Annotated in this window: 17 protein-coding genes; 9 read left to right on the top strand and 8 right to left on the bottom strand. The window is 69.2% G+C overall.

Going from position 1 to position 18,221, the window contains the following annotated elements:
* Positions 1 to 21: 21 nt before the first annotated feature.
* The 7 genes from paaA to ACWIDW_RS10675 all read left to right on the top strand — a co-directional run bounded on the left by paaA (position 22) and on the right by ACWIDW_RS10675 (position 6,630).
* Positions 22 to 1,035, top strand: coding sequence for a 1,2-phenylacetyl-CoA epoxidase subunit PaaA (paaA, locus tag ACWIDW_RS10705; protein WP_454125166.1), 1,014 nt, complete (start codon positions 22 to 24; stop codon positions 1,033 to 1,035).
* Positions 1,032 to 1,340, top strand: coding sequence for a 1,2-phenylacetyl-CoA epoxidase subunit PaaB (paaB, locus tag ACWIDW_RS10700; protein ID WP_454125165.1), 309 nt, complete (start codon positions 1,032 to 1,034; stop codon positions 1,338 to 1,340). The genes paaA and paaB overlap by 4 nt, the downstream gene beginning before the upstream one ends.
* On the top strand, positions 1,337 to 2,182 hold the full coding sequence (gene paaC, locus ACWIDW_RS10695) for a 1,2-phenylacetyl-CoA epoxidase subunit PaaC (RefSeq protein ID WP_454125163.1): 846 nt from the start codon (positions 1,337 to 1,339) through the stop codon (positions 2,180 to 2,182). The genes paaB and paaC overlap by 4 nt, the downstream gene beginning before the upstream one ends.
* On the top strand, positions 2,176 to 2,799 hold the full coding sequence (gene paaD, locus ACWIDW_RS10690) for a 1,2-phenylacetyl-CoA epoxidase subunit PaaD (protein ID WP_454125161.1): 624 nt from the start codon (positions 2,176 to 2,178) through the stop codon (positions 2,797 to 2,799). Before paaC ends, paaD begins: the two co-directional genes overlap by 7 nt.
* A gap of 28 nt (positions 2,800 to 2,827) precedes the next feature.
* Positions 2,828 to 3,976, top strand: a complete 1,149-nt coding sequence (paaE, locus tag ACWIDW_RS10685; RefSeq protein ID WP_454125315.1) for a 1,2-phenylacetyl-CoA epoxidase subunit PaaE — start codon at positions 2,828 to 2,830, stop codon at positions 3,974 to 3,976.
* A gap of 154 nt (positions 3,977 to 4,130) precedes the next feature.
* Entirely contained in the window at positions 4,131 to 4,901 is a 771-nt protein-coding gene (locus tag ACWIDW_RS10680) for an enoyl-CoA hydratase/isomerase family protein (protein WP_454125159.1), read from the top strand.
* Positions 4,902 to 5,106: 205 nt separating this feature from the next.
* Positions 5,107 to 6,630 carry an ATP-dependent DNA ligase gene (locus tag ACWIDW_RS10675; RefSeq protein ID WP_454125158.1) on the top strand — a complete coding sequence of 508 codons (1,524 nt, stop codon included), beginning with the start codon at positions 5,107 to 5,109 and terminating at the stop codon, positions 6,628 to 6,630.
* A gap of 17 nt (positions 6,631 to 6,647) precedes the next feature.
* Here the strand turns inward: ACWIDW_RS10675 and ACWIDW_RS10670 are convergent, their stop codons facing one another.
* Positions 6,648 to 7,154, bottom strand: coding sequence for a phosphoribosyltransferase (locus ACWIDW_RS10670; protein ID WP_454125156.1), 507 nt, complete (start codon positions 7,152 to 7,154; stop codon positions 6,648 to 6,650).
* Positions 7,155 to 7,288: 134 nt separating this feature from the next.
* Between ACWIDW_RS10670 and ACWIDW_RS10665 the strand changes: the two genes are divergently transcribed.
* On the top strand, positions 7,289 to 8,104 hold the full coding sequence (locus ACWIDW_RS10665) for a class II glutamine amidotransferase (RefSeq protein ID WP_313357913.1): 816 nt from the start codon (positions 7,289 to 7,291) through the stop codon (positions 8,102 to 8,104).
* A gap of 30 nt (positions 8,105 to 8,134) precedes the next feature.
* Here the strand turns inward: ACWIDW_RS10665 and ACWIDW_RS10660 are convergent, their stop codons facing one another.
* Positions 8,135 to 9,268, bottom strand: coding sequence for a YihY/virulence factor BrkB family protein (locus ACWIDW_RS10660; RefSeq protein WP_454125154.1), 1,134 nt, complete (start codon positions 9,266 to 9,268; stop codon positions 8,135 to 8,137).
* A 240-nt stretch (positions 9,269 to 9,508) separates the two neighbouring features.
* Here ACWIDW_RS10660 and ACWIDW_RS10655 point away from each other — a divergent pair, with 240 nt between their 5' ends.
* Positions 9,509 to 11,200: a thiamine pyrophosphate-binding protein gene (locus ACWIDW_RS10655; RefSeq protein ID WP_454125152.1), complete on the top strand. Its 1,692-nt coding sequence runs from the start codon at positions 9,509 to 9,511 to the stop codon at positions 11,198 to 11,200.
* Positions 11,201 to 11,212: 12 nt separating this feature from the next.
* On the opposite strand, the gene ACWIDW_RS10650 is transcribed toward ACWIDW_RS10655, so the two are convergent.
* The 6 genes from ACWIDW_RS10650 to ACWIDW_RS10625 form a co-directional block, all read right to left on the bottom strand.
* On the bottom strand, positions 11,213 to 11,833 hold the full coding sequence (locus tag ACWIDW_RS10650) for a response regulator (protein ID WP_454125150.1): 621 nt from the start codon (positions 11,831 to 11,833) through the stop codon (positions 11,213 to 11,215).
* Positions 11,827 to 12,906: a sensor histidine kinase gene (locus ACWIDW_RS10645; protein WP_454125148.1), complete on the bottom strand. Its 1,080-nt coding sequence runs from the start codon at positions 12,904 to 12,906 to the stop codon at positions 11,827 to 11,829. The genes ACWIDW_RS10650 and ACWIDW_RS10645 overlap by 7 nt, the downstream gene beginning before the upstream one ends.
* Positions 12,907 to 12,915: 9 nt before the next feature.
* On the bottom strand, positions 12,916 to 13,674 hold the full coding sequence (locus ACWIDW_RS10640; protein ID WP_454125146.1) for an ABC transporter permease: 759 nt from the start codon (positions 13,672 to 13,674) through the stop codon (positions 12,916 to 12,918).
* 1 nt (position 13,675) lies between these two features.
* The gene (locus tag ACWIDW_RS10635; RefSeq protein ID WP_454125144.1) at positions 13,676 to 14,626 is read right to left on the bottom strand and encodes an ABC transporter ATP-binding protein; all 951 of its coding nucleotides are present in this window, start codon (positions 14,624 to 14,626) and stop codon (positions 13,676 to 13,678) included.
* Between the two features lie 203 nt (positions 14,627 to 14,829).
* Complete coding sequence (locus tag ACWIDW_RS10630) at positions 14,830 to 16,686, bottom strand: FAD-dependent monooxygenase (protein WP_454125142.1); 1,857 nt, start codon at positions 16,684 to 16,686, stop codon at positions 14,830 to 14,832.
* Positions 16,687 to 16,735: 49 nt separating this feature from the next.
* Positions 16,736 to 18,121: an MFS transporter gene (locus ACWIDW_RS10625; protein WP_454125140.1), complete on the bottom strand. Its 1,386-nt coding sequence runs from the start codon at positions 18,119 to 18,121 to the stop codon at positions 16,736 to 16,738.
* Positions 18,122 to 18,221: the final 100 nt, after the last annotated feature.

Here is an 18,221-nt window from a genome sequence, read left to right as displayed (position 1 = left end):
AGTAAACCGATGGAGTCGATGATGACCAGCCCCGCAGACCTCTCCCTCGTGCACGACGCACCCTCCGACGAAGAGCAGCGCTTCGACGAGCTCGTGGCGAACGAGCAGCGCATCGAACCGCGCGACTGGATGCCCGACGCGTACCGCAAGACGCTGATCCGGCAGATCTCACAGCACGCGCACTCCGAGATCATCGGGATGCAGCCCGAGGGCAACTGGATCACCCGCGCACCCAGCCTGAAGCGCAAGGCCATCCTGATGGCGAAGGTGCAGGACGAGGCCGGCCACGGGCTCTACCTCTACTCCGCCGCGCAGACCCTCGGCACCACGCGCGAGGAGATGATGCGCCAGCTCATCGACGGCAAGGCGAAGTACTCGTCGATCTTCAACTACCCCACCCCCACCTGGGCCGACATGGGAGCGATCGGGTGGCTCGTCGACGGCGCCGCCATCGTCAACCAGGTGCCGCTGTGCCGCGCCTCGTACGGCCCGTACGGGCGGGCGATGGTGCGGATCTGCAAAGAGGAGTCGTTCCACCAGCGGCAGGGATTCGAGATCCTGCTCACTCTGATGCAGGGCACGGACGAGCAGCGCGAGATGGCGCAGGATGCCGTGAACCGGTGGTATTGGCCGAGCCTGGCCATGTTCGGCCCGCCCGACGACCAGTCGCCGAACTCCGCCCAGTCGATGAAGTGGAAGATCAAGCGCTTCTCGAACGACGACCTGCGTCAGCGTTTCGTCGGGATGCTCGTGCCGCAGGCCGAGATCCTCGGGATCACGCTGCCCGATCCCGATCTGAAGTGGAACGACGAGACCCAGCAGTACGACATGGGTGAGATCGACTGGGACGAGTTCTTCGAGGTGCTGAAGGGCAACGGCCCGTGCAACGCCGAACGGCTCGAGCGTCGTCGCACCGCACACGACGAGGGCGCGTGGGTGCGCGAGGCCGCCGCCGAGTACGCCCGCAAGCAGGCGACACCCTGGGCCCCTGAGCCTGCTTGGGCCCCTGAGCCTGCCGAAGGGCGTGCATCATGACCGCGTCGACAAGCTCAGCACCCCAGACCGCCTGGCCCCTCTGGGAGGTCTTCGTGCGCGCGAACCGCGGGCTCAGCCACGTGCACGTCGGGTCGCTGCTGGCTCCGGATGCCGAGATGGCCGTGCGCAACGCCCGCGACCTCTACACGCGCCGCGGCGAGGGAGTGTCGATCTGGGTGGTTCCGGCGGAGGCCATCACCACCAGCGATCCGGATGCCAAGGACGCCTACTTCGAGACATCCGAAGGCAAGAACTACCGGCACGCCGTGTATTACACGGCGTCGGAGGGGGTGCCGCACCTGTGACCCTTCGACAAGCTCAGGGACCCAGTCACGGTGGCCACGGCCACGTCTCCGTCGAGCAGCGGCAGCTGGCATCCGAGCTCACCGGCGGTGAGAATCGTGCCCCGTCGGCCGACGTCGCCGAGTACGCCCTCTGGCTGGGCGATGACGCGCTGATCCTCTCGCAGCAGCTCGGCGCGTGGATCTCGCGCGCCCCGGAGCTCGAGGAGGACGTCGCCCTCGGTAACATCGCGCTTGACCTGCTGGGGCACGCACGGTCGCTGATGCGCTACGCCGGCTCGTGGGACGGACGCAGCGAAGACGATCTGGCGTACTTCCGCGACGAGCCGGAGTTCCGCAGCTCGTGGCTGGTCGAGCAACCCAACGGCGACTTCGCGCAGACGATCGCCCGCCAGCTGGTCGTGTCGACGTACATGTACGAGCTGTACGCGGCGCTGCGCGGATCGGCCGATGAGACCTTCGCCGCGATCGCCGCGAAGTCGTTGAAGGAGGTCGATTACCACCGCGACCACGCCGTGCAGTGGGTGCTGCGCCTGGCCGGTGGCACGGACCTGTCGCGCGAGAAGATGATCCGTGCGCTGAACGACGTGTGGCCGTACGTCGACGAGCTGTTTCGTGATGAGCCGCTGATCGACCGTCTCGATGGAGTCGCCGTGCGGCCCTCGACGCTGCGTCCGGGTTTCGACGCCGTGATCGACACCGTCTTCGCCGAGTCCGGCCTGATGACGCCCGATGCGAAGGCATCCCGCGCCGGCGGCCGCCGCGGCTCGCACGCCACCCCATTCGGTCACCTGCTCGCAGAGATGCAGGTGCTCGCGCGGCGGCATCCGGGGGCGACATGGTGACCCTTCACTTCGACTCGCCAGCGCTCGCTCAGCACAAGCGACAGGCTCAGGGCTCCAGGGGGGTCCAGCAACCCGGGGAGGGCCGGGAACCCGGGCAGGATCAGGGCCCCACTGACCGCGCCATTCGCGCGCGGGACGTCGCGGCCGCAGTCGCCGATCCCGAGATCCCCGTTCTCACGATCGCCGATCTCGGAGTGCTGCGCGACGTGCGGGTCGACGGCGAGCGCGTCGTCGTCGACATCACGCCCACCTACTCCGGATGCCCGGCGATGGATGCCATTCGCGACGACATCATGCTCGCGCTGACCGCCGAGGGCTTCGCCGACGTCGAGGTGCGCCTCGTGCTCTCCCCCGCCTGGACGAGCGACTGGATGAGCGAGGACGGCAAGCGCAAGCTCGTGGAGTACGGCATCGCTCCGCCGTCGGGACGGGCGGCCCTTCGACAGGCTCAGGGGCCCAGAAACGAGGGGCCCATCCCCGTGCGCCTCGCGGTGAAGTGCCCACGGTGCGGATCGCTCGACACCCGCGAGGTGTCGCGCTTCGGCTCGACCTCGTGCAAAGCCCTGTTCGAGTGCCGCACGTGCCTCGAGCCGTTCGACCACTTCAAGGTGATCTGATGGAGGCGATCTGATGCCGCTGTTCCGGATGCCCGCCGCCGCCGCTCACGATGAGGATGCCCCGCACGTCGCGGGTGACCGCCATCGCGTCCGATTCCACACCCTCGCCGTGTCGGATGTGCGCCGACTCACCGACGACGCCATCGAGGTGACCTTCACCGTGCCGGCCGACCTCGCCGACGAGTACGCCTACCTGCCCGGGCAGTACGTCGCGCTGCGCGTGCAGCTCGACGACACCGAAGTGCGCCGCTCGTACTCCCTGTGCCGGCCGCCCTCACCAGTGCGCGACGGCGCGACCAGCCTCAGCGTCGCGGTCAAGCGCGACGAGGGCGGCCTGTTCTCGACGTGGGCGCAGACCGAGCTGACCCCAGGATTCCAGATCGACGTGATGAGCCCGCAGGGCACCTTCACCTCGGGCCTCGACGAGCTGGAAGGCACGCACGTCGTCGGCATCGCCGCGGGCTCGGGCATCACGCCGATGATGGCCCTCGCGCGCACCCTGCTCACGGCATCCGGCACCACCCGGTTCACGCTGCTGTACACGAACCGGTCGACCAGCGACGTGATGTTCCTCGAGGATCTCGCCGACCTCAAAGACCGCTACCCGACCCGACTCGTGCTGCATCACGTGCTCTCTCGCGAGCAGCGCACGGCGCCCCTGCTCTCGGGCCGCATCGACGAGCAGAAGCTGCGCACCATCCTGGATTCGCTGATCCTGCCCTCGACCGTCGACGAGTGGTTCCTGTGCGGGCCGTTCGCGCTCGTCGACCTGTGCCGAGAGGTGCTCGCCGACATCGGCGTTCCGCGTGAGCACGTGCGCTTCGAGTTGTTCACCACCGGCGACGCCCCGGCCGAGCGCGGACCGCGCCGGGTGCAGGTTCGCCAGGGCGAGAAGACGGTGCGGATCGAGATCAATCTCGACGGGGTGTCGTCGACCGTCGAGAGTCCGGTCGACGCGCACGAGTCGGTGCTGAACGCGGCGCTGCGCGTGCGCCCCGATGCCCCGTTCGCCTGCTCGGGAGGGGTGTGCGGCACCTGCCGCGCGCGTGTGCTCGAGGGCGCCGTGACCATGACCGAGAACTACGCGCTCGAACCCGACGAGCTCGAGCGCGGGTACGTGCTGACCTGCCAGTCGCACCCCACCAGCGACCGCCTCGTGGTGGACTATGACGTCTGAGTCTTCCGTGCGACGGGCCGAGGCCCTTGGATGGGGTCGGGCCCTTCGACAGGCTCAGGGACCCACGGAGGGTCAGGCCCTTCGACAAGCTCAGGGGCCCAAGGTGGCTCAGGGCCCTTCGACAGGCTCAGGGACCCAACGTTAGGGAGCGCACATGATCGACATCCACATCGGCGACGACATCGCGCGGGTCACGCTGAACGCGCCCGAGCGTCTGAACGCGCTCGACGAATCGGCCCTGCGCGAGTTGAGCGCGGCGTACGACGAGGCCGAGGGCGCGGGTGTGCGCGCGCTCGTGCTGCGCGGTGAGGGCCGGGCGTTCTGCGCCGGCCGTGACATCTCGGGGGTCGACCCGCGCGACGACGACGTCATCGGCTACCTCGGCGGCATCGTCACCCCGCTGCTCAAGCGCATGGCGGCGTTCCCCGCCCCGACCTTCGCCGTCGCCCACGGAGCGTGCCTGGGTGTCGGCCTCGGCCTGCTCATCGCCACCGATGTGGTCTACGTCGCCGAGTCCGCGAAGATCGGCTCGCCGTTCGCCGCCCTCGGCGCGACGCTCGACTCGGGCGGTCACGCCCTGTTCGCCGAGCGGCTCGGCGCCCACAAGACCCTCGATCTCATCTACACCGGACGCCTCATGTCGGGCGCCGAGGTGGTGGCATCCGGTCTCTTCTCGCGCGTCTTCCCCGACGACGCGGTGCAGACGGCGACCGATGATGCCGCCCGCGCCGCCGCCCGCGGTGCGACCGCGGCGTTCCTGGCCAGCAAGCGCCTGATCGCGCGCATCCGCGACGAGCGGCTGGCGCTCTGGGACTCGATCGACATCGAGAACGCCGCGCAGGCCGCGCTGTGCGACACCGACGACTACCGCGAGGGCTTCGCCGCGTTCCAGCAGAAGCGGACGCCCGAGTTCCGCGGGCGCTGATCCGGCTCGTCGGAGACGGAAAACACCGGTACCCGGCATCCGCCACCGGCGTTCTCCATCCCTCGTTCGCTGAAGAGATGGGAAACGCCGGTACCCGGCATCCCCCCACCGGCGTTCTCCATCCCGCGCCTAGCCCGACGGACGGGAAACGCCGATACGCGCAACCCCATGCATTCATGTCGGCGGCCGGTGCGAGGATGCCGGGATGATGCTCTCCGAGCTGCTCGCGACGACCGACGAGGTCACCGCCACATCTTCCCGCCTGGCTAAGATCGACGCGCTCGCGCGGCTGCTCGCGGCAGCTGCGCCCGACGAGCTGCGCCCGCTGATCGGGCTGCTGCTCGCCGCGCCTCGGCAGGGTCGGCTGGGCGTCGGCTGGCGCACCCTGAGCGGGCTCGATATTTCGCACGCAGAGGCGCCGACGCTCACCATCAGCGATGTCGATCAGGCGCTGGATGCCCTGGCCGCGACGTCGGGCACCGGATCGACGGCCGCGCGGCAGAGCGTGCTGCAGCAGCTCGCCGCACGGTGCACGGCGGCGGAATGGGATCTGCTGTCACGCGCGATGATGGGCGAGCTGCGCACCGGAGCCCTCAGCGGCGTGCTGCTCGACGCGATCGCCCGCGCCGCGGATCGGCCGGTGGCGTCGGTGCGGCGCGCGGCGATGCTCTCCGGTGATCTCGGCGAGACGGCCGTCATCGCGCTGACCGGCGACGAGGGCGATCTCGAGGCGGTCGGGCTGGCCGTCGGGCGACCGGTGATGCCGATGCTCGCTTCCACCGCGGCCACACCGACGGCGGCGCTGGAGATCACCGGCCGCGCGTCGGTGGAGTACAAGCTCGACGGTGCGCGCATCCAGGTGCACCGGCACGGCGATGACGTCGGCGTCTACACCCGCAGCCTCGCCGACGTCACGCATCGCGTGCCCGAGCTGGTCGAGATCGTGCGCTCGCTGCCCGCGACCGATGTGATCCTCGACGGCGAGACGCTCTCACTCGATGAGGACGGCGGGCCGCGGCCGTTCCAGGAGACGATGTCGCGCTTCGGCGCCGACGTCGCACGCGAGCTCGCACTGCGCCCGTGGTTCTTCGACATCCTGCACGTCGACGGCCGCGACCTCATCGACGAGCCCCTGAGCGCGCGGCTGGCCGAGCTCGAGCGCGTGGCCGGCGACTGGCGGATGCCGGGCGTCGTCACCGACGATGCCGATGAGGCCGAGCGGCTGTCGCGCGAGGCTCTCGCCGCCGGCCACGAGGGCGTGCTGGTCAAGGCGGTCGACTCGACCTACACCGCGGGGCGCCGCGGCAAGTCGTGGGTGAAGGTGAAGCCCGTGCTCACCTACGACCTGGTGGTTCTCGGCGTCGAGTGGGGATCGGGGCGGCGCACCGGGATGCTGTCGAACCTGCACCTCGGCGCGCGCGATCCCGACGGCGAGTTCGGTGAGCCGGGCGCGTTCGTCATGGTCGGCAAGACGTTCAAGGGTCTCACCGACGAGCTGCTGCGCTGGCAGACCGAGAACTTCCCCTCGCTCGAGACACGCCGCACCGCGAGCACGGTCTTCCTGCGTCCGGAGACTGTCGTCGAGATCGCGATCGACGGCGTGCAGCGCTCACCCCGGTATCCGGGCGGCATCGCCCTGCGCTTCGCGCGCGTGAAGGGTTACCGCACCGACAAGAACGCCGGCGAGGCCGACACGATCCAGTCGCTGAGATCACTGCTGCGCGGCTGAGCGCGCGTCGAAACGCATCACGCCGACGCTGGCAGCCCCTGATCCTCCTCGACGACCGAGCCCTTCGCCGACCACGGGAAATCGATCCAGCGATCCGTGTCCTTCCACGCGAAGTCCGGCTGGATGATCGTCGACGGCTTGGTGTAGATGGTCACCGAGCGCACGTCGGCGCCCTTCTCCTTCAGCAGCTGCACCGCGAGCGCGAGCGTGCGCCCCGAGTCGGCGACGTCATCGACGAGCAGCACGCGCCGGCCGTCGAGGTACTCCATGTCGAGCTCGGGCGGCAGCACCTCGGGGGCATCGAGTACCGTGCCGATCCCCGTGTAGAACTCCATGTTGATCGCACCGCAGTTCTTCACGCCCAGGCCGTAGGCGATGGCACCGGCGGGCAGCAGGCCGCCGCGGGCGATCGCGACGACGACCTCGGGCACGAAGGCGCTGTCGATGATCTCTCGTGCGAGCTCGCGTGTCGCGTCGCCGAATCCGTCCCAGGTGAGCGTCTCGCGCTCGATCGCCTCAGTCATCCGTCCATTCTGTTACACGGATGGCGTACCAGACGACGGGATTCCGCCCCGCTTCACCAGGGATGAGGTAGAAACGAAGGAGGGATCGCGTCGCCCGCCGCATCCCTCATCCCGATTTCCGAGGTCTTTCCGTCATGTGCCGCCTGTTCGCCTTCGTCTCATCTGATCGCTCCGCTGCCCGCCGCGAGCTGGGCCGAGACGGCATGGAGAGCCTGCTCTCGTTGGCGCGCCTGCACGGCGACGGCTGGGGCTGGGCGGGCGTGAGCGCGCCCGGGCAGTCGCCCGTCGCGCACCGCTCGGCGCGATCCGCGATCGGCGATGGGGCGTTCGAGCAGGCGATGGATGCCGAGTGCCGCTCGGCGATCGTGCACCTGCGATGGGCCACAGCCGGGCTGCCCGTGCTCGACTGCAACGCGCACCCCTTCACGGCCGACGGCATCACTTTCGCACACAACGGCTCCATCAAACCGCTCGACCAGCTGAGATCCCTGCTCTCCCCCGAGAGCATCGCGACGCTCACCGGCACCACCGACAGCGAGATGTACTTCGCGCTCATCCGCGAGAAAGTCGCCGAAGGACTCGGCCTGCACCAGGCGACGACGCGCGTCGCGACGATGCTGCGAGAGCTGTTCCCGCTCGCCAGCCTGAACGCGCTGGTGCTCGACGAAGAGCAGCTCGTCGTCGTGCACGCCAGCGCCACCAGCATCCTCACCGATCACGATCTCTCCCGCCTCGCCCCGCTGGCCGGTGTCCTGCCCAGTGAGCACAACGAGGACTACTTCGCGCTGCGCTGGCGCGAAGCCCCCGACGGCACGATCGCGGTCGGCTCGACCGGCGTCGCAGGCGCCGGCTGGACTCCCCTTCCGGCCGAATCGGTCACCGCGATCCGGCTCGACGACCGCTCGGTGTCGACCCTCGACCTCGCCGCAGAGCACGCCCTGCACGGCTAGACTCCCGCCGCTTCGATCGACGACCTGCGATCAGCGCTTCGACGCGTCCTCCTCGCGCCGGTCGTCGTCATCGTCGTGGGAGTCGTTCTCCGCGCGCAGTCGCAGCTCGCGCCCCTCTTCGATGGTCTTCTGCTCCTTCTCCTGCATCTTCTTGCTCTGCCTGTCGTCGCGCGGCGGCAGCTGGATGCTCTCCTCCGCCTCGATGCCGGCCTGCAGCTGACGACCGCGCTCCATCTCGGCGTCGAACTCCGCGCCGAACAGCAGCGACAGGTTCACGATCCAGAGCCACAGCAGCAAGATGATGACGCCCGCGATGCTGCCGTACGTCTTCTGGTAGTTGCTGAAGTTGATCACGTAGAAGAAGAATCCGAGTGACGCGATCACCATGATCAGCAGCGCGACGAACGCGCCAAGGCTCATCCAGCGGAACTTCGGCTGCTTGACGTTGGGGCTGCCGTAGTACAGGATCGCGAGAGCCAGAACGGCGAGCAGCACGATGACCGGCCACTTGGCGATGCTCCACACGGTGAGCGCCACCTCACCGAGCCCGATCGTCTCGCCGATCGCCTCGGCGATCGGTCCGGAGACGATCACCAGCAGCACGATCGCCACCGCGATGATCAGCAGGATGACGGTGAGCAGCAGCACCATCGGGCGCAGCTTCCAGAACGGGCGACCCTCATCGATCTCGTAGATGGTGTTCATCGCCTGCGAGAAGGCGCTGACATACCCTGACGCTGACCAGATGGCGCCGGCCAGACCGATGATGAGCGCGAAGCCCGCGGTGTTCGACTGAGCGAGCTGCTCGATCGGCGGACGCAGCACCTGAACGACCGAGTCGTCGGCCACGCGTCCGAGCACGCTGAGCAGGAGGTCGGTGGTCTCGTCGGCCTGGCCGAACAGCCCCACCAGCGAGACGACGGCAAGCAGTGCGGGGAAGATCGCCAGGACGCTGTAGTACGTCAGCGCAGCGGCGAGCGTGGTGCACCGGTCGCGCAGGAACTCCGAGAAGGCGCGTGTGAGCGCGTACCTCCACGAGGGTTTGTCGATCTCGGGCGGGGTCTGCGGTTTGCGCGCGTCGTCGGGCTGCGGCGCCTGCCGCTCTTTCGCGGTGCTGCTCTGCGCGTCGCCCTGCGATGCCGGCTGCTCGAGATTTCCCGACATGGTGCCCTCCGTGATGCTGTGCGGTCGCGTTCGGAGCGTCCACTCTCTACCGGATGACCGATTCGCACTACCGCCTCGACCGGGATAGCTGCGCGAGCTATATTGCCGCGGCGCTACTATCGGAAGAGTCCGGCCTCTCAGGCCGGTGCTCGAAAAAGGGGCACGAAGCACTCCGCGATGCAGCGGGAGGCGCGAGACACATACGGATCCCTCCGTTCCTGTCTTGAAAGGCGCTTCCGCATGCCCACCGTCTCCGCCCAGGTCGCCCTCACCCTCGCTCAGCACATCGACCACGTCTTCGGCGTGATGGGCAACGGCAACGCGTACTTCCTCGACGCGATCGAGAAGCAGACCGACGCCGTCTTCACCGCGGTGCGCCACGAGCAGGGTGCCGTGGTGGCCGCTGACGCCCACTTCCGCGCCTCCGGCCGCATCGCCGCGGCGACGTCGACGTACGGCGCCGGGTTCACGAACACCCTGACGGCGCTGGCCGAGGCCGTGCAGGCGCACGTGCCGCTCGTGCTCGTCGTGGGCGATGAGCCGACCTCGGGCCCCCGCCCGTGGGATGTCGATCAGATCGCGATGGCATCGGCCGTCGGCGCGCGCACCTATACGACCGGACACGCGGATGCCGCCGCGACCACGGTCATCGCGATCGAGCACGCCCTCACGTACCGCGTGCCCGTCGTGCTCGCCATCCCCTACGACGTCGCCGCACTCGAGGCGGGCCCCGTCGCCGCGGCTCCTGAGCCGCGCGTTCCGGCACCGCTCGCCCCGCGAGGCGAGTTCGCCGAGGGGATGCTCGGTGAGATCGCTCACGCGCTGCGCTCCGCCCAGCGCCCGTTCCTGCTCGCCGGCCGCGGCGCCTGGCTGGCCGGCGCGAGCGACGCCCTCGGTGCTCTTGCGGATGCGACCGGCGCGCTCACGGCATCCACCGCTCTGGGCCGCGGTGTCTTCCCCGACGCCCGCTACGATCTCGGCGTGACCGGCGGGTTCGGCGCCGAGGGCGCCATGCAGCTGATCCGCGACGCCGACGTCGCCGTCGTGTTCGGCGCCTCGCTCAACCAGTTCACGATGCGCTTCGGCGAGCTGTTCGCCCCCGGAACGAAGGTCTTCCAGATCGACGTGACGCCGGCGGCGACGCACGCGCACGTCGGCGGCTACGTGCGTGCCGACGCGCGTCTTGCGGCTGAGGCGCTCGTCGAGCGGCTCCACGCCCCGGCATCCGGTTCGGCGGCGGGCACGGCCGACGCGACGGCGGGCGACGGGCGCACCCCTTGGCGCGAGACGGTCGACGTCGAGGCCGCCCGCTCGTACGCGGACGGCGGTGAGCTCGCCCCTGACGGGCGGCTCGACCCGCGCTCCGCCGCACGCCGCATCGCCGAGCTGCTGCCGGACGACCGCGTCGTCGTCTCCGACGGCGGGCACTTCATCGGCTGGGCGAACATGTACTGGTCGGTCACCGCTCCCGATCGGATGATGATGGTCGGCACCGCCTTCCAGTCGATCGGGCAGGGCTGGCCGAGCGTCGTCGGCGCCACCCGCGCCCGCCCCGAGCAGACGATCGTGCTCACCTCGGGCGACGGCGGCGGCCTGATGGCGATCGCCGACCTCGAATCCGCAGTGCGCGCCGCCTCAGGCCGGGGCGTCGCGGTGATCTGGAACGATGCGGCCTACGGCGCCGAGGTCAACCTGTACGGGCTGAAGGGTCTCGCCGAGGCGCCGATGCTCATCCCCGAGGTCGACTTCGCCGCCTTCGCGGCCGCGGTCGGCGCCGAGGGCGTCGTCGTGCGCACGCTCGCCGACCTCGACCGCCTGCGCACATGGGCGTCCGAAGATCCGGCCGAACGCCGCTTCCTCGTGCTCGACCTGCGCATCTCGGGCAAGGTCATCGCGCCGTACCAGGAGGAGATCATCCGGGTGAACTCCTGACCCGGCATCGTCTCAGATCCAACCCTTGTCCTGAGCCGACCGCACGGCCTGGGCGCGGTTAGATGCCCCGGTCTTGCCGATCGCCGAGGAGAGCACGTTGCGAACGGTGCCCGGCGACAGGAAGACCTCCTCGGCGATGCGCCCCGCTGTCCGTCCGTCGGCGGCGAGCCTCAGCACCTGGCGCTCGCGCTCGCTGAGCGGGTTGGCGCCCTCGAACAGGCTCTGCTCAGCGAGAGAGGGGTCGAGCACCCGGAATCCCGCATGCACCCGGCGCACGGCCTCGGCGAGCTGCTCGGCCGGGGCGTCCTTGGCGACGAACCCGGCGGCACCGGCATCCAGCGCCGAGCGCAGATAGCCCGGGCGCGCGAATGTCGTGACGATCAGCACCCGGGTGTCCGGGCAGGCGGCGCGCACGGCGCGCGTCGCGTCGATCCCGTCGAGCCCCGGCATCTGGATGTCCATCAGGCAGACATCCGGTCGCAGCTCGGCTGCGAGATGTACGGCATCCGTGCCGTCCGCCCCGGTGCCGAGAACCGTCATGTCTCCTTCGAGTTCGAGCAGGGCGGCCATGGCACCACGGATCAGCGCCTGGTCGTCGACGAGAAGCAGGCGGATGGCCTCGGCGCTCACCACGTCACCTCCACGTGGGTGCCGGCGTCCGAACGCACGGCGATCGCGGCTCCGGCCGCGGCTGCTCGCTCGCGCATCCCGCGCACCCCATTGCCCTCCCTGCCGCCGGAGCCCACTCCGTCGTCGTGCACCTCGAATCGACCGGGGGCGATGCGCACGTTCACCACGCTCGCACGAGCATGCCGCAGCACGTTGGTGGTCGCCTCACGCAGGATCCACCCGGAGGTGAGCGCCTGCGACGGGGACAGCACGTCGGGTTCGCCGCTGACGCGCACCTCGATGTCGGCCGCGCGCAGGGCCTCTCGGCTCGCGGCCAGCTGGTCGGCGAGTGCGGCGATGCGGGCACCCGCGACAGTGGAGCGCACGCCGGCGATGGCCTCGGCGGTGAGCTCTTCGATCGCCTCCAGCTCGGCCTTCGCGCGATCCGGGTCGGACTCGATCAGCCGGCGAGCGAGCTGGGCCTTGAGCCGCACCACCGTGAGGGAATGTCCGATCAGGTCGTGCACGTCACGCGCCACCGCCTCTCTGCCCTCACTGGTCGCCAGCTCCCGTCCCAGTGCCTCAGCCTGCGCCGAGCGGATGATGAGCCAGGTCGAGACGGTGTTCACCACCCCGACCATCGCGATGATGGCGAGCACCGAGGCGTAGCTGCGCCCGTTTGGCGCGAGCAGCACGGTCGCAGTGGTCACCGCCAGGGAGGCGATGGTGGTGATCCAGTGCCAGAGGCGTGTGAGCCCGTATGACGCGAAGGACATGATGAACGGCAGGAAGCTCAGCGCCGAACCGCCCTCGGCGGGCACCGAGACCAGCGCGCAGACGATCAGTGCACTGAAGATGACCCACTGCCCGGATCGAGGGGCGTCTCCAACGGCGGTGCCGTCTGACATCCCACGGATGAAGCCCACGACGTAGAGCACGGCGAACGCGACGATCGCGAACCAGCCGATGCTGATCCAGTGCGGCGCGGCGTCGGAGCGCAGCAGCGCCATGACCGGATAGACCAGGAAGACCAGCCAGACGACGGCCATCATCCACCCGAAGCGCTCCCAGGGGTTCGTCGCGGCGTGCGTGGTCACCGCTCGAGCCTATCGACGGGCACGCGAGCGCTTCGCTCCGGCCACCACGAGCAGGACGAAGAACGCCGTCCATGCGCCGATGTTGAGCACAAGCATCCACAGCGGGTCCGTCTGGCCTGTCGTGAGGGTGCCGTCGGTGAGCGGCCAGCGCGCCAGCGCGGCGAAGCCGTACATCGGGGTGAAGCGGGCGATCTCGAGCATGACGCCGTCGAGCGGCATGAACACGTTGCCGAGGAAGCCGAAGAACGTCATCGAGATCGACGCCAGAGCAGCGGCCGAGTCGCTGTTGAAGAACAGCCCCACCCCGAGCCCGTACAAGCCGAACGTCACTCCCAGCCCGAGGACGATCCCCGCTGCCGCCGCCCACCGCCACATGTCGTCGGCCTGCGCGCCGGTGGCGACGCCCGCCACGAAGACGGCGACGAGGGCGAGCACGGCGAAGGTGAGCGCGTTGACGAGCTTCGCCAGCGCGTAGCCTGCGGTGCCGAGCGGCGTCATGGCGAGCTGGCGGCCCCACCCCTGCTTGGCCTCAGCGGCGGCGAGCGACGAGAGCGAGCTCATCGCAACAGCGGTGCCGTAGGCGCCCATCGAGACCATGATGTAAAACGCGACGTTCCCGTGCCCTGCGGGCAGGTGCCCGACGTCGCTGCCTGCGCCGAAGAGCAGGTACATGGCGACTGGCATCGCCAGCGTGAACGCGAGGGTGTACGGGTTGCGCAGCTGACGCAGCGCCTCGATCCGCAGCATGGTGGGTGAGATGGTGGTCATGTCAGTTCTCCGTCAAGGTGGTGAAGGCGGACTCGAGGGTGGGTGCGACGATCTCCAGATCGTGCGCCCCTGAGGTGAGAAGAGCAGATGCCACGGCATCCGAGTCGGCTGCGCGCAGGCTGACGCGGCCGGCGTCGACGCGCAGGTCCGTGACATCGGGACGGGCTTGCAGGATGTCGAGGATCGCCCGCACGCCCTCTGGTGGCAGCGTCGCGGCGAGGGTTCGAGCGCCCAGGCTGGCACGCAGCCGATCGGTCGGAGCGTCAGCGACGATGCGGCCGCGATTCATCACGACCGTGCGGCGGGCGAACTGCTCCGCCTCTTCGAGGTAGTGCGTGGCGAAGACGATGGTGCGGCCGGCATCGGCATCCGCCCGCATGACGTCCCAGAAACGACGGCGAGCGGTGACGTCCATGCCCGCGGTCGGCTCGTCGAGCACGAGGATGCCCGGATCCGCGACCAGGGCCAGCGCGAACTTGACGCGCTGCTGCTCGCCTCCCGAGCACTTGGACACGCGGCGACGGGCGAGCATTCGCAGATCCGCCCGCTCGAGCGTCTCCGTCACGCGACCGAGCGCCTCGCGTCCGTGCAGCGACGCGATGACCTCGACGGTCTCACGCACCGACAGGTCGGAGAGCAGCCCACCGGTCTGCAGAACGGCGGCGATCGCGCCGGATGCCGTCGCTCGCGCCGGCGTCTGCCCGAGCACCGTCACCCGACCCTCGCTCGGCGGCGTCAGCCCGAGCAGCATGTCGAGGGTGGTGGTCTTACCTGCGCCGTTGGGCCCGAGAAGGGCCATGATCTCTCCGCGGTTCACGGTGAGGTCCAGGCCGGCGACCGCATCGACGCGGCGGTCGCCCGTGCCGTAGTGGCGGCGCACGCCAGCCAGGACGATGGCGGGTGCATCGGCGGTCGTCGCATCGGGTTCTGCCGTGGCTGTCGCTGTGGTCATGCCTCCACTCTCCCGCTGCGCGCAGCCGGACGCCGGAGGGCGCTGTCACGCCTTCCGCGTGACACCTGTCATGTACGGATGGCCGACATCCTCCGCATCCCGTCACGCGCGAAACACATGAGAACGCACGAAACGCAGGAGCGGATTCGAGATCGGCTCCTGCGTTTCGCGTGACGTCCTGCGTTCCGCAGCTCAGACCAGGTTCAGGATGCCGGCAGCAGCGCCCCGTCGAAGAACGCGGTCAGCTCGTCGATCGCGTCCAGCGGCAGGATCGCCGCCACGTACTGGTCGGGGCGCACGACGACCACGACGCCGTCGCGCGAGAGCTGCCGCGCCTCGAAGATGTCGGTGTCGTTCCACTTGCTGGGAGCCGACGCGTACACCTTCTCCCAGTCGGTCAGGCCGAGCGGCCCGGTCTTCGGCGCGAACAGCTCGGGCGCGGTCGTCACCTCTTCGTCTTCGTACGAGCCCTGGTAGACGGCCTTCACGTCAAAGACCGCGTCGACGTCGGCATCCACCGGGGTGAAGCGTGCGAAGACCGGCGCCGCCTGCGCCGCCCAGGCGCGCAGGCCTTCGCCCGAGGCGTCGCCGAAGGCGTAGACGCGCCAGCGGCCGTCGGCCCTGGCGTGATGCCCGAGATGGATGACGTTGCCGTCGCAGACACGCGTCACCTCGGCCGACTTGAAGCGCTTGCCGAGCGGGAAGCCTGCGGCGAGCGCCTGGTACCGGTCGGTGCCGATGATCATCGACGCGGTGTACTGAGTCATGAAGCCGGAGGGGAACTCGGCCGTGCCGAGGTAGAAGGTCGCCAGCTCCTGCGGGTCGCTGATCTCCTCGGGTTTGCGTGCCATCAGGCTCGACCACTCGCGATCGAAGTCGATCAGCTGCTGCGCGACCGGCCGGCGCTCAGCGCCGTAGGTGGCCAGCAGCGTCTCGGGACTGCGGCCGGTGAGCACCGATCCCAGCTTCCAGCCGAGGTTGAAGCCGTCCTGCATCGACACGTTCATGCCCTGGCCCGCCTTCGCGCTGTGCGTGTGGCACGCGTCACCGGTGAGGAAGACACGCGGGGTGCGTCCCGATCCGTCGATGACGTCGTCGAAGCCGTCGGTGACGCGGTGGCCGACCTCGTACACGCTGTGCCAGGCGACGTCCTTGACGTCGAGCGAGTACGGATGCAGGATCTCGTTCGCCCTGCGGATGATCTCCTCGATCGGCGTCTGGCGCACCCGGTGGTCGTCGTCGGCGGCGACCGCGCCGAGGTCGATGTACATCCGGCTGAGGTAGCCGCCCTCCCGCGGGATGTGCAGGATGTTGCCCGCCTCGGCGTTGATCGCGCACTTGGTGCGCCAGTCGGGGAAGTCGGTGTTCACCAGCACGTCCATCACGCCCCAGGCATGCGCCGCCATGTCGCCGACGTGCATGCGCCCGATCGCCGTGCGCACGCCGCTGCGCGCGCCGTCGCATCCGACGACGTACTTCGCGCGGATGGTGCGCTCGGTGCCGTCGTCGTCGACACGCACCTCGACCGGATGCTCGCCCGCGTCGTGCACGGTGAGGCCGAGGAAGGCGACGCCGTAGTCGGGCACGATGCGGCCGGGACCGTCGGCGGCCGCCTCGGCGAAGTAGTCGAGCACCCGCGCCTGGTTGACGATGAGGTGCGGGAACTCGCAGATGTCGTACGCGTAGTCGGCGGTTCGTGCAGTGCGGATGATGTTCTGGGGATTCTCGGGGTCGGGGCCCCAGAAGTTCATCCAGCCGATGTTGTAGGCCTCGGCGACGATCCGCTCAGCGAAGCCGAACGCCTGGAAGGTCTCGACGCTGCGCGGTTGAATGCCGTCGGCCTGGCCCAGCACGAGCCGGCCGTCGCGCTTCTCGATGATGCGCGTGTTCACGTTCGGGTACTGCGACATCTGTGCCGCCAGCAGCATGCCCGCCGGTCCCGATCCGACGATGAGCACGTCGACCTCGTCGGGAAGAGCGGCCGCTCGATCGACGCCCAGGCCCGCGGCGGGCAGCACCCGCGGATCGTGAGAGACATAGCCGTGGTGGTGGAACTGCATCTTCGCTCCTTCGCGGGGCGGATGCCGCCGGCATCCGCCCCCAGGGTACTCAGGCCTTCGACAGGCCGTAGATCGGACTCTTGGCCTGCTCGGCCTCGTGCTCGGGCCCGAGCGGGATCCCGGTGCGGTCCCGCAGCAGCAGGGTGGCGATCAGGCCGATCACGGTCATTCCCGCGAGGTACCAGGTGATGCCGGTCGTCTGTCCGGTGGCCTGGAAGATCGCCTGCGCGATCATCGGCGAGAACGCGCCGCCGAGGATGGCGCCGATCGCGTACGAGATCGACACTCCCGAGAATCGGATGGATGCCGGGAACAGCTCCGCGTACAGCGCCGCCTGCGGACCGTAGGTGAGCCCGAGGCCGACGGTGAGGATCACCAGCGCCCAGGCCAGGGATGCCACGGTGCCGATGTTCGTGAGCGGGAACAGCAGGAGCACACCGATCAGCTGCAGCACCCACCCCACGATGTAGGTGCTGCGCCGACCGATCCTGTCGGAGAACCACCCGGCGAACCACGTCGAGATGAGCCAGGTGACGCCCGAGAGCGCGACCACCCAGAACACCGCGGACGTGTCGAGTTCGATCGGGCCGGGTGACGCGGTCGCGTAGCGCTGCATGTAACCGCCCGTGGTCATGTAGCCGACCGCATTGTTGCCGGCGAAGACGAGGGCGGCGACGATCACCAGCGGCAGGTGGTGACGAAGCAGCTGCACGATCGGCATCTTCGTCTCCTCCTTGCGCTCGGCGATCTCGGTGAACACCGGACTCTCCGACACGTGACGGCGCACCCAGTAGCCGACGCCGATCAGCACGATCGACAGCAGGAAGGGCACCCGCCATCCCCAGGAGAGGAACGCTTCTCCTGGTGCGATCTGCGCCATCAGTGCCAGCATCATCGACGCCAGCAGCAGGCCGATCGGCACGCCGATCTGCGGCGAGGCGCCGAAGAGGCCGCGCTTGGCCTTGGGCGCGTGCTCGACGGCCATCAGCACGGCTCCGCCCCACTCGCCGCCTGCCGAGATGCCCTGCAGCACGCGCAGCAGGATGAGCAGGATCGGCGCCCAGACGCCGATGGCGGCGTGCGTGGGCAGCAGACCCACCAGTGTGGTGGCGCCGCCCATCACGAGCAGGGTGATCACGAGCATCGGCCGACGACCGATCTTGTCGCCGAAGTGTCCGGCGAGGAAGGCGCCGAGAGGTCGGAAGAGGAAGCTGACGCCGACGGTGAAGAACGCCACGATCTGCGCGAACTCCTTGCCCATCGGCTCGAAGAACAGCGCCGCGAACACCGTGGCCGCAGCGAAGGCGTAGATGAAGAAGTCGTACCACTCGACGGTGGTGCCGACGACCGTCGCGAACACCACGCGGCGGCGATCCTTATGGCTGGCGATGGTGCCTGTCGGCGTGAATCCGGGTCGACCGAGCTCGTCGCTCATGATTCTCCTTGGACGTCGTTGTCGGGCGGCGGCTGATGAGAAGTGCTTGCCACCGGTGGAGCGATCATATACGATTTCGAATACGACGCACAAGGCATCA

It is taken from the genome of Microbacterium sp. NPDC055312, assembly GCF_053645675.1.
The sequence above is the reverse complement of the archived record's forward strand: the minus strand, read 5'-3'. Positions and strand labels throughout refer to the sequence as shown.

Bases quoted from the DNA above. Each gene is read 5' to 3' on its own strand.
- ACWIDW_RS10630 (WP_454125142.1), bottom strand. From the start codon at position 16,686: ATGCAGTTCCACCACCACGGCTATGTCTCTCACGATCCGCGGGTGCTG.
- paaB (WP_454125165.1), top strand. From the start codon at position 1,032: ATGACCGCGTCGACAAGCTCAGCACCCCAGACCGCCTGGCCCCTCTGG.
- ACWIDW_RS10665 (WP_313357913.1), top strand. From the start codon at position 7,289: ATGTGCCGCCTGTTCGCCTTCGTCTCATCTGATCGCTCCGCTGCCCGC.
- ACWIDW_RS10675 (WP_454125158.1), top strand. From the start codon at position 5,107: ATGATGCTCTCCGAGCTGCTCGCGACGACCGACGAGGTCACCGCCACA.
- ACWIDW_RS10680 (WP_454125159.1), top strand. From the start codon at position 4,131: ATGATCGACATCCACATCGGCGACGACATCGCGCGGGTCACGCTGAAC.
- paaE (WP_454125315.1), top strand. From the start codon at position 2,828: ATGCCCGCCGCCGCCGCTCACGATGAGGATGCCCCGCACGTCGCGGGT.
- ACWIDW_RS10660 (WP_454125154.1), bottom strand. From the start codon at position 9,268: ATGTCGGGAAATCTCGAGCAGCCGGCATCGCAGGGCGACGCGCAGAGC.
- paaD (WP_454125161.1), top strand. From the start codon at position 2,176: ATGGTGACCCTTCACTTCGACTCGCCAGCGCTCGCTCAGCACAAGCGA.
- ACWIDW_RS10625 (WP_454125140.1), bottom strand. From the start codon at position 18,121: ATGAGCGACGAGCTCGGTCGACCCGGATTCACGCCGACAGGCACCATC.
- ACWIDW_RS10670 (WP_454125156.1), bottom strand. From the start codon at position 7,154: ATGACTGAGGCGATCGAGCGCGAGACGCTCACCTGGGACGGATTCGGC.
- ACWIDW_RS10655 (WP_454125152.1), top strand. From the start codon at position 9,509: ATGCCCACCGTCTCCGCCCAGGTCGCCCTCACCCTCGCTCAGCACATC.
- paaA (WP_454125166.1), top strand. From the start codon at position 22: ATGACCAGCCCCGCAGACCTCTCCCTCGTGCACGACGCACCCTCCGAC.
- ACWIDW_RS10635 (WP_454125144.1), bottom strand. From the start codon at position 14,626: ATGACCACAGCGACAGCCACGGCAGAACCCGATGCGACGACCGCCGAT.
- ACWIDW_RS10640 (WP_454125146.1), bottom strand. From the start codon at position 13,674: ATGACCACCATCTCACCCACCATGCTGCGGATCGAGGCGCTGCGTCAG.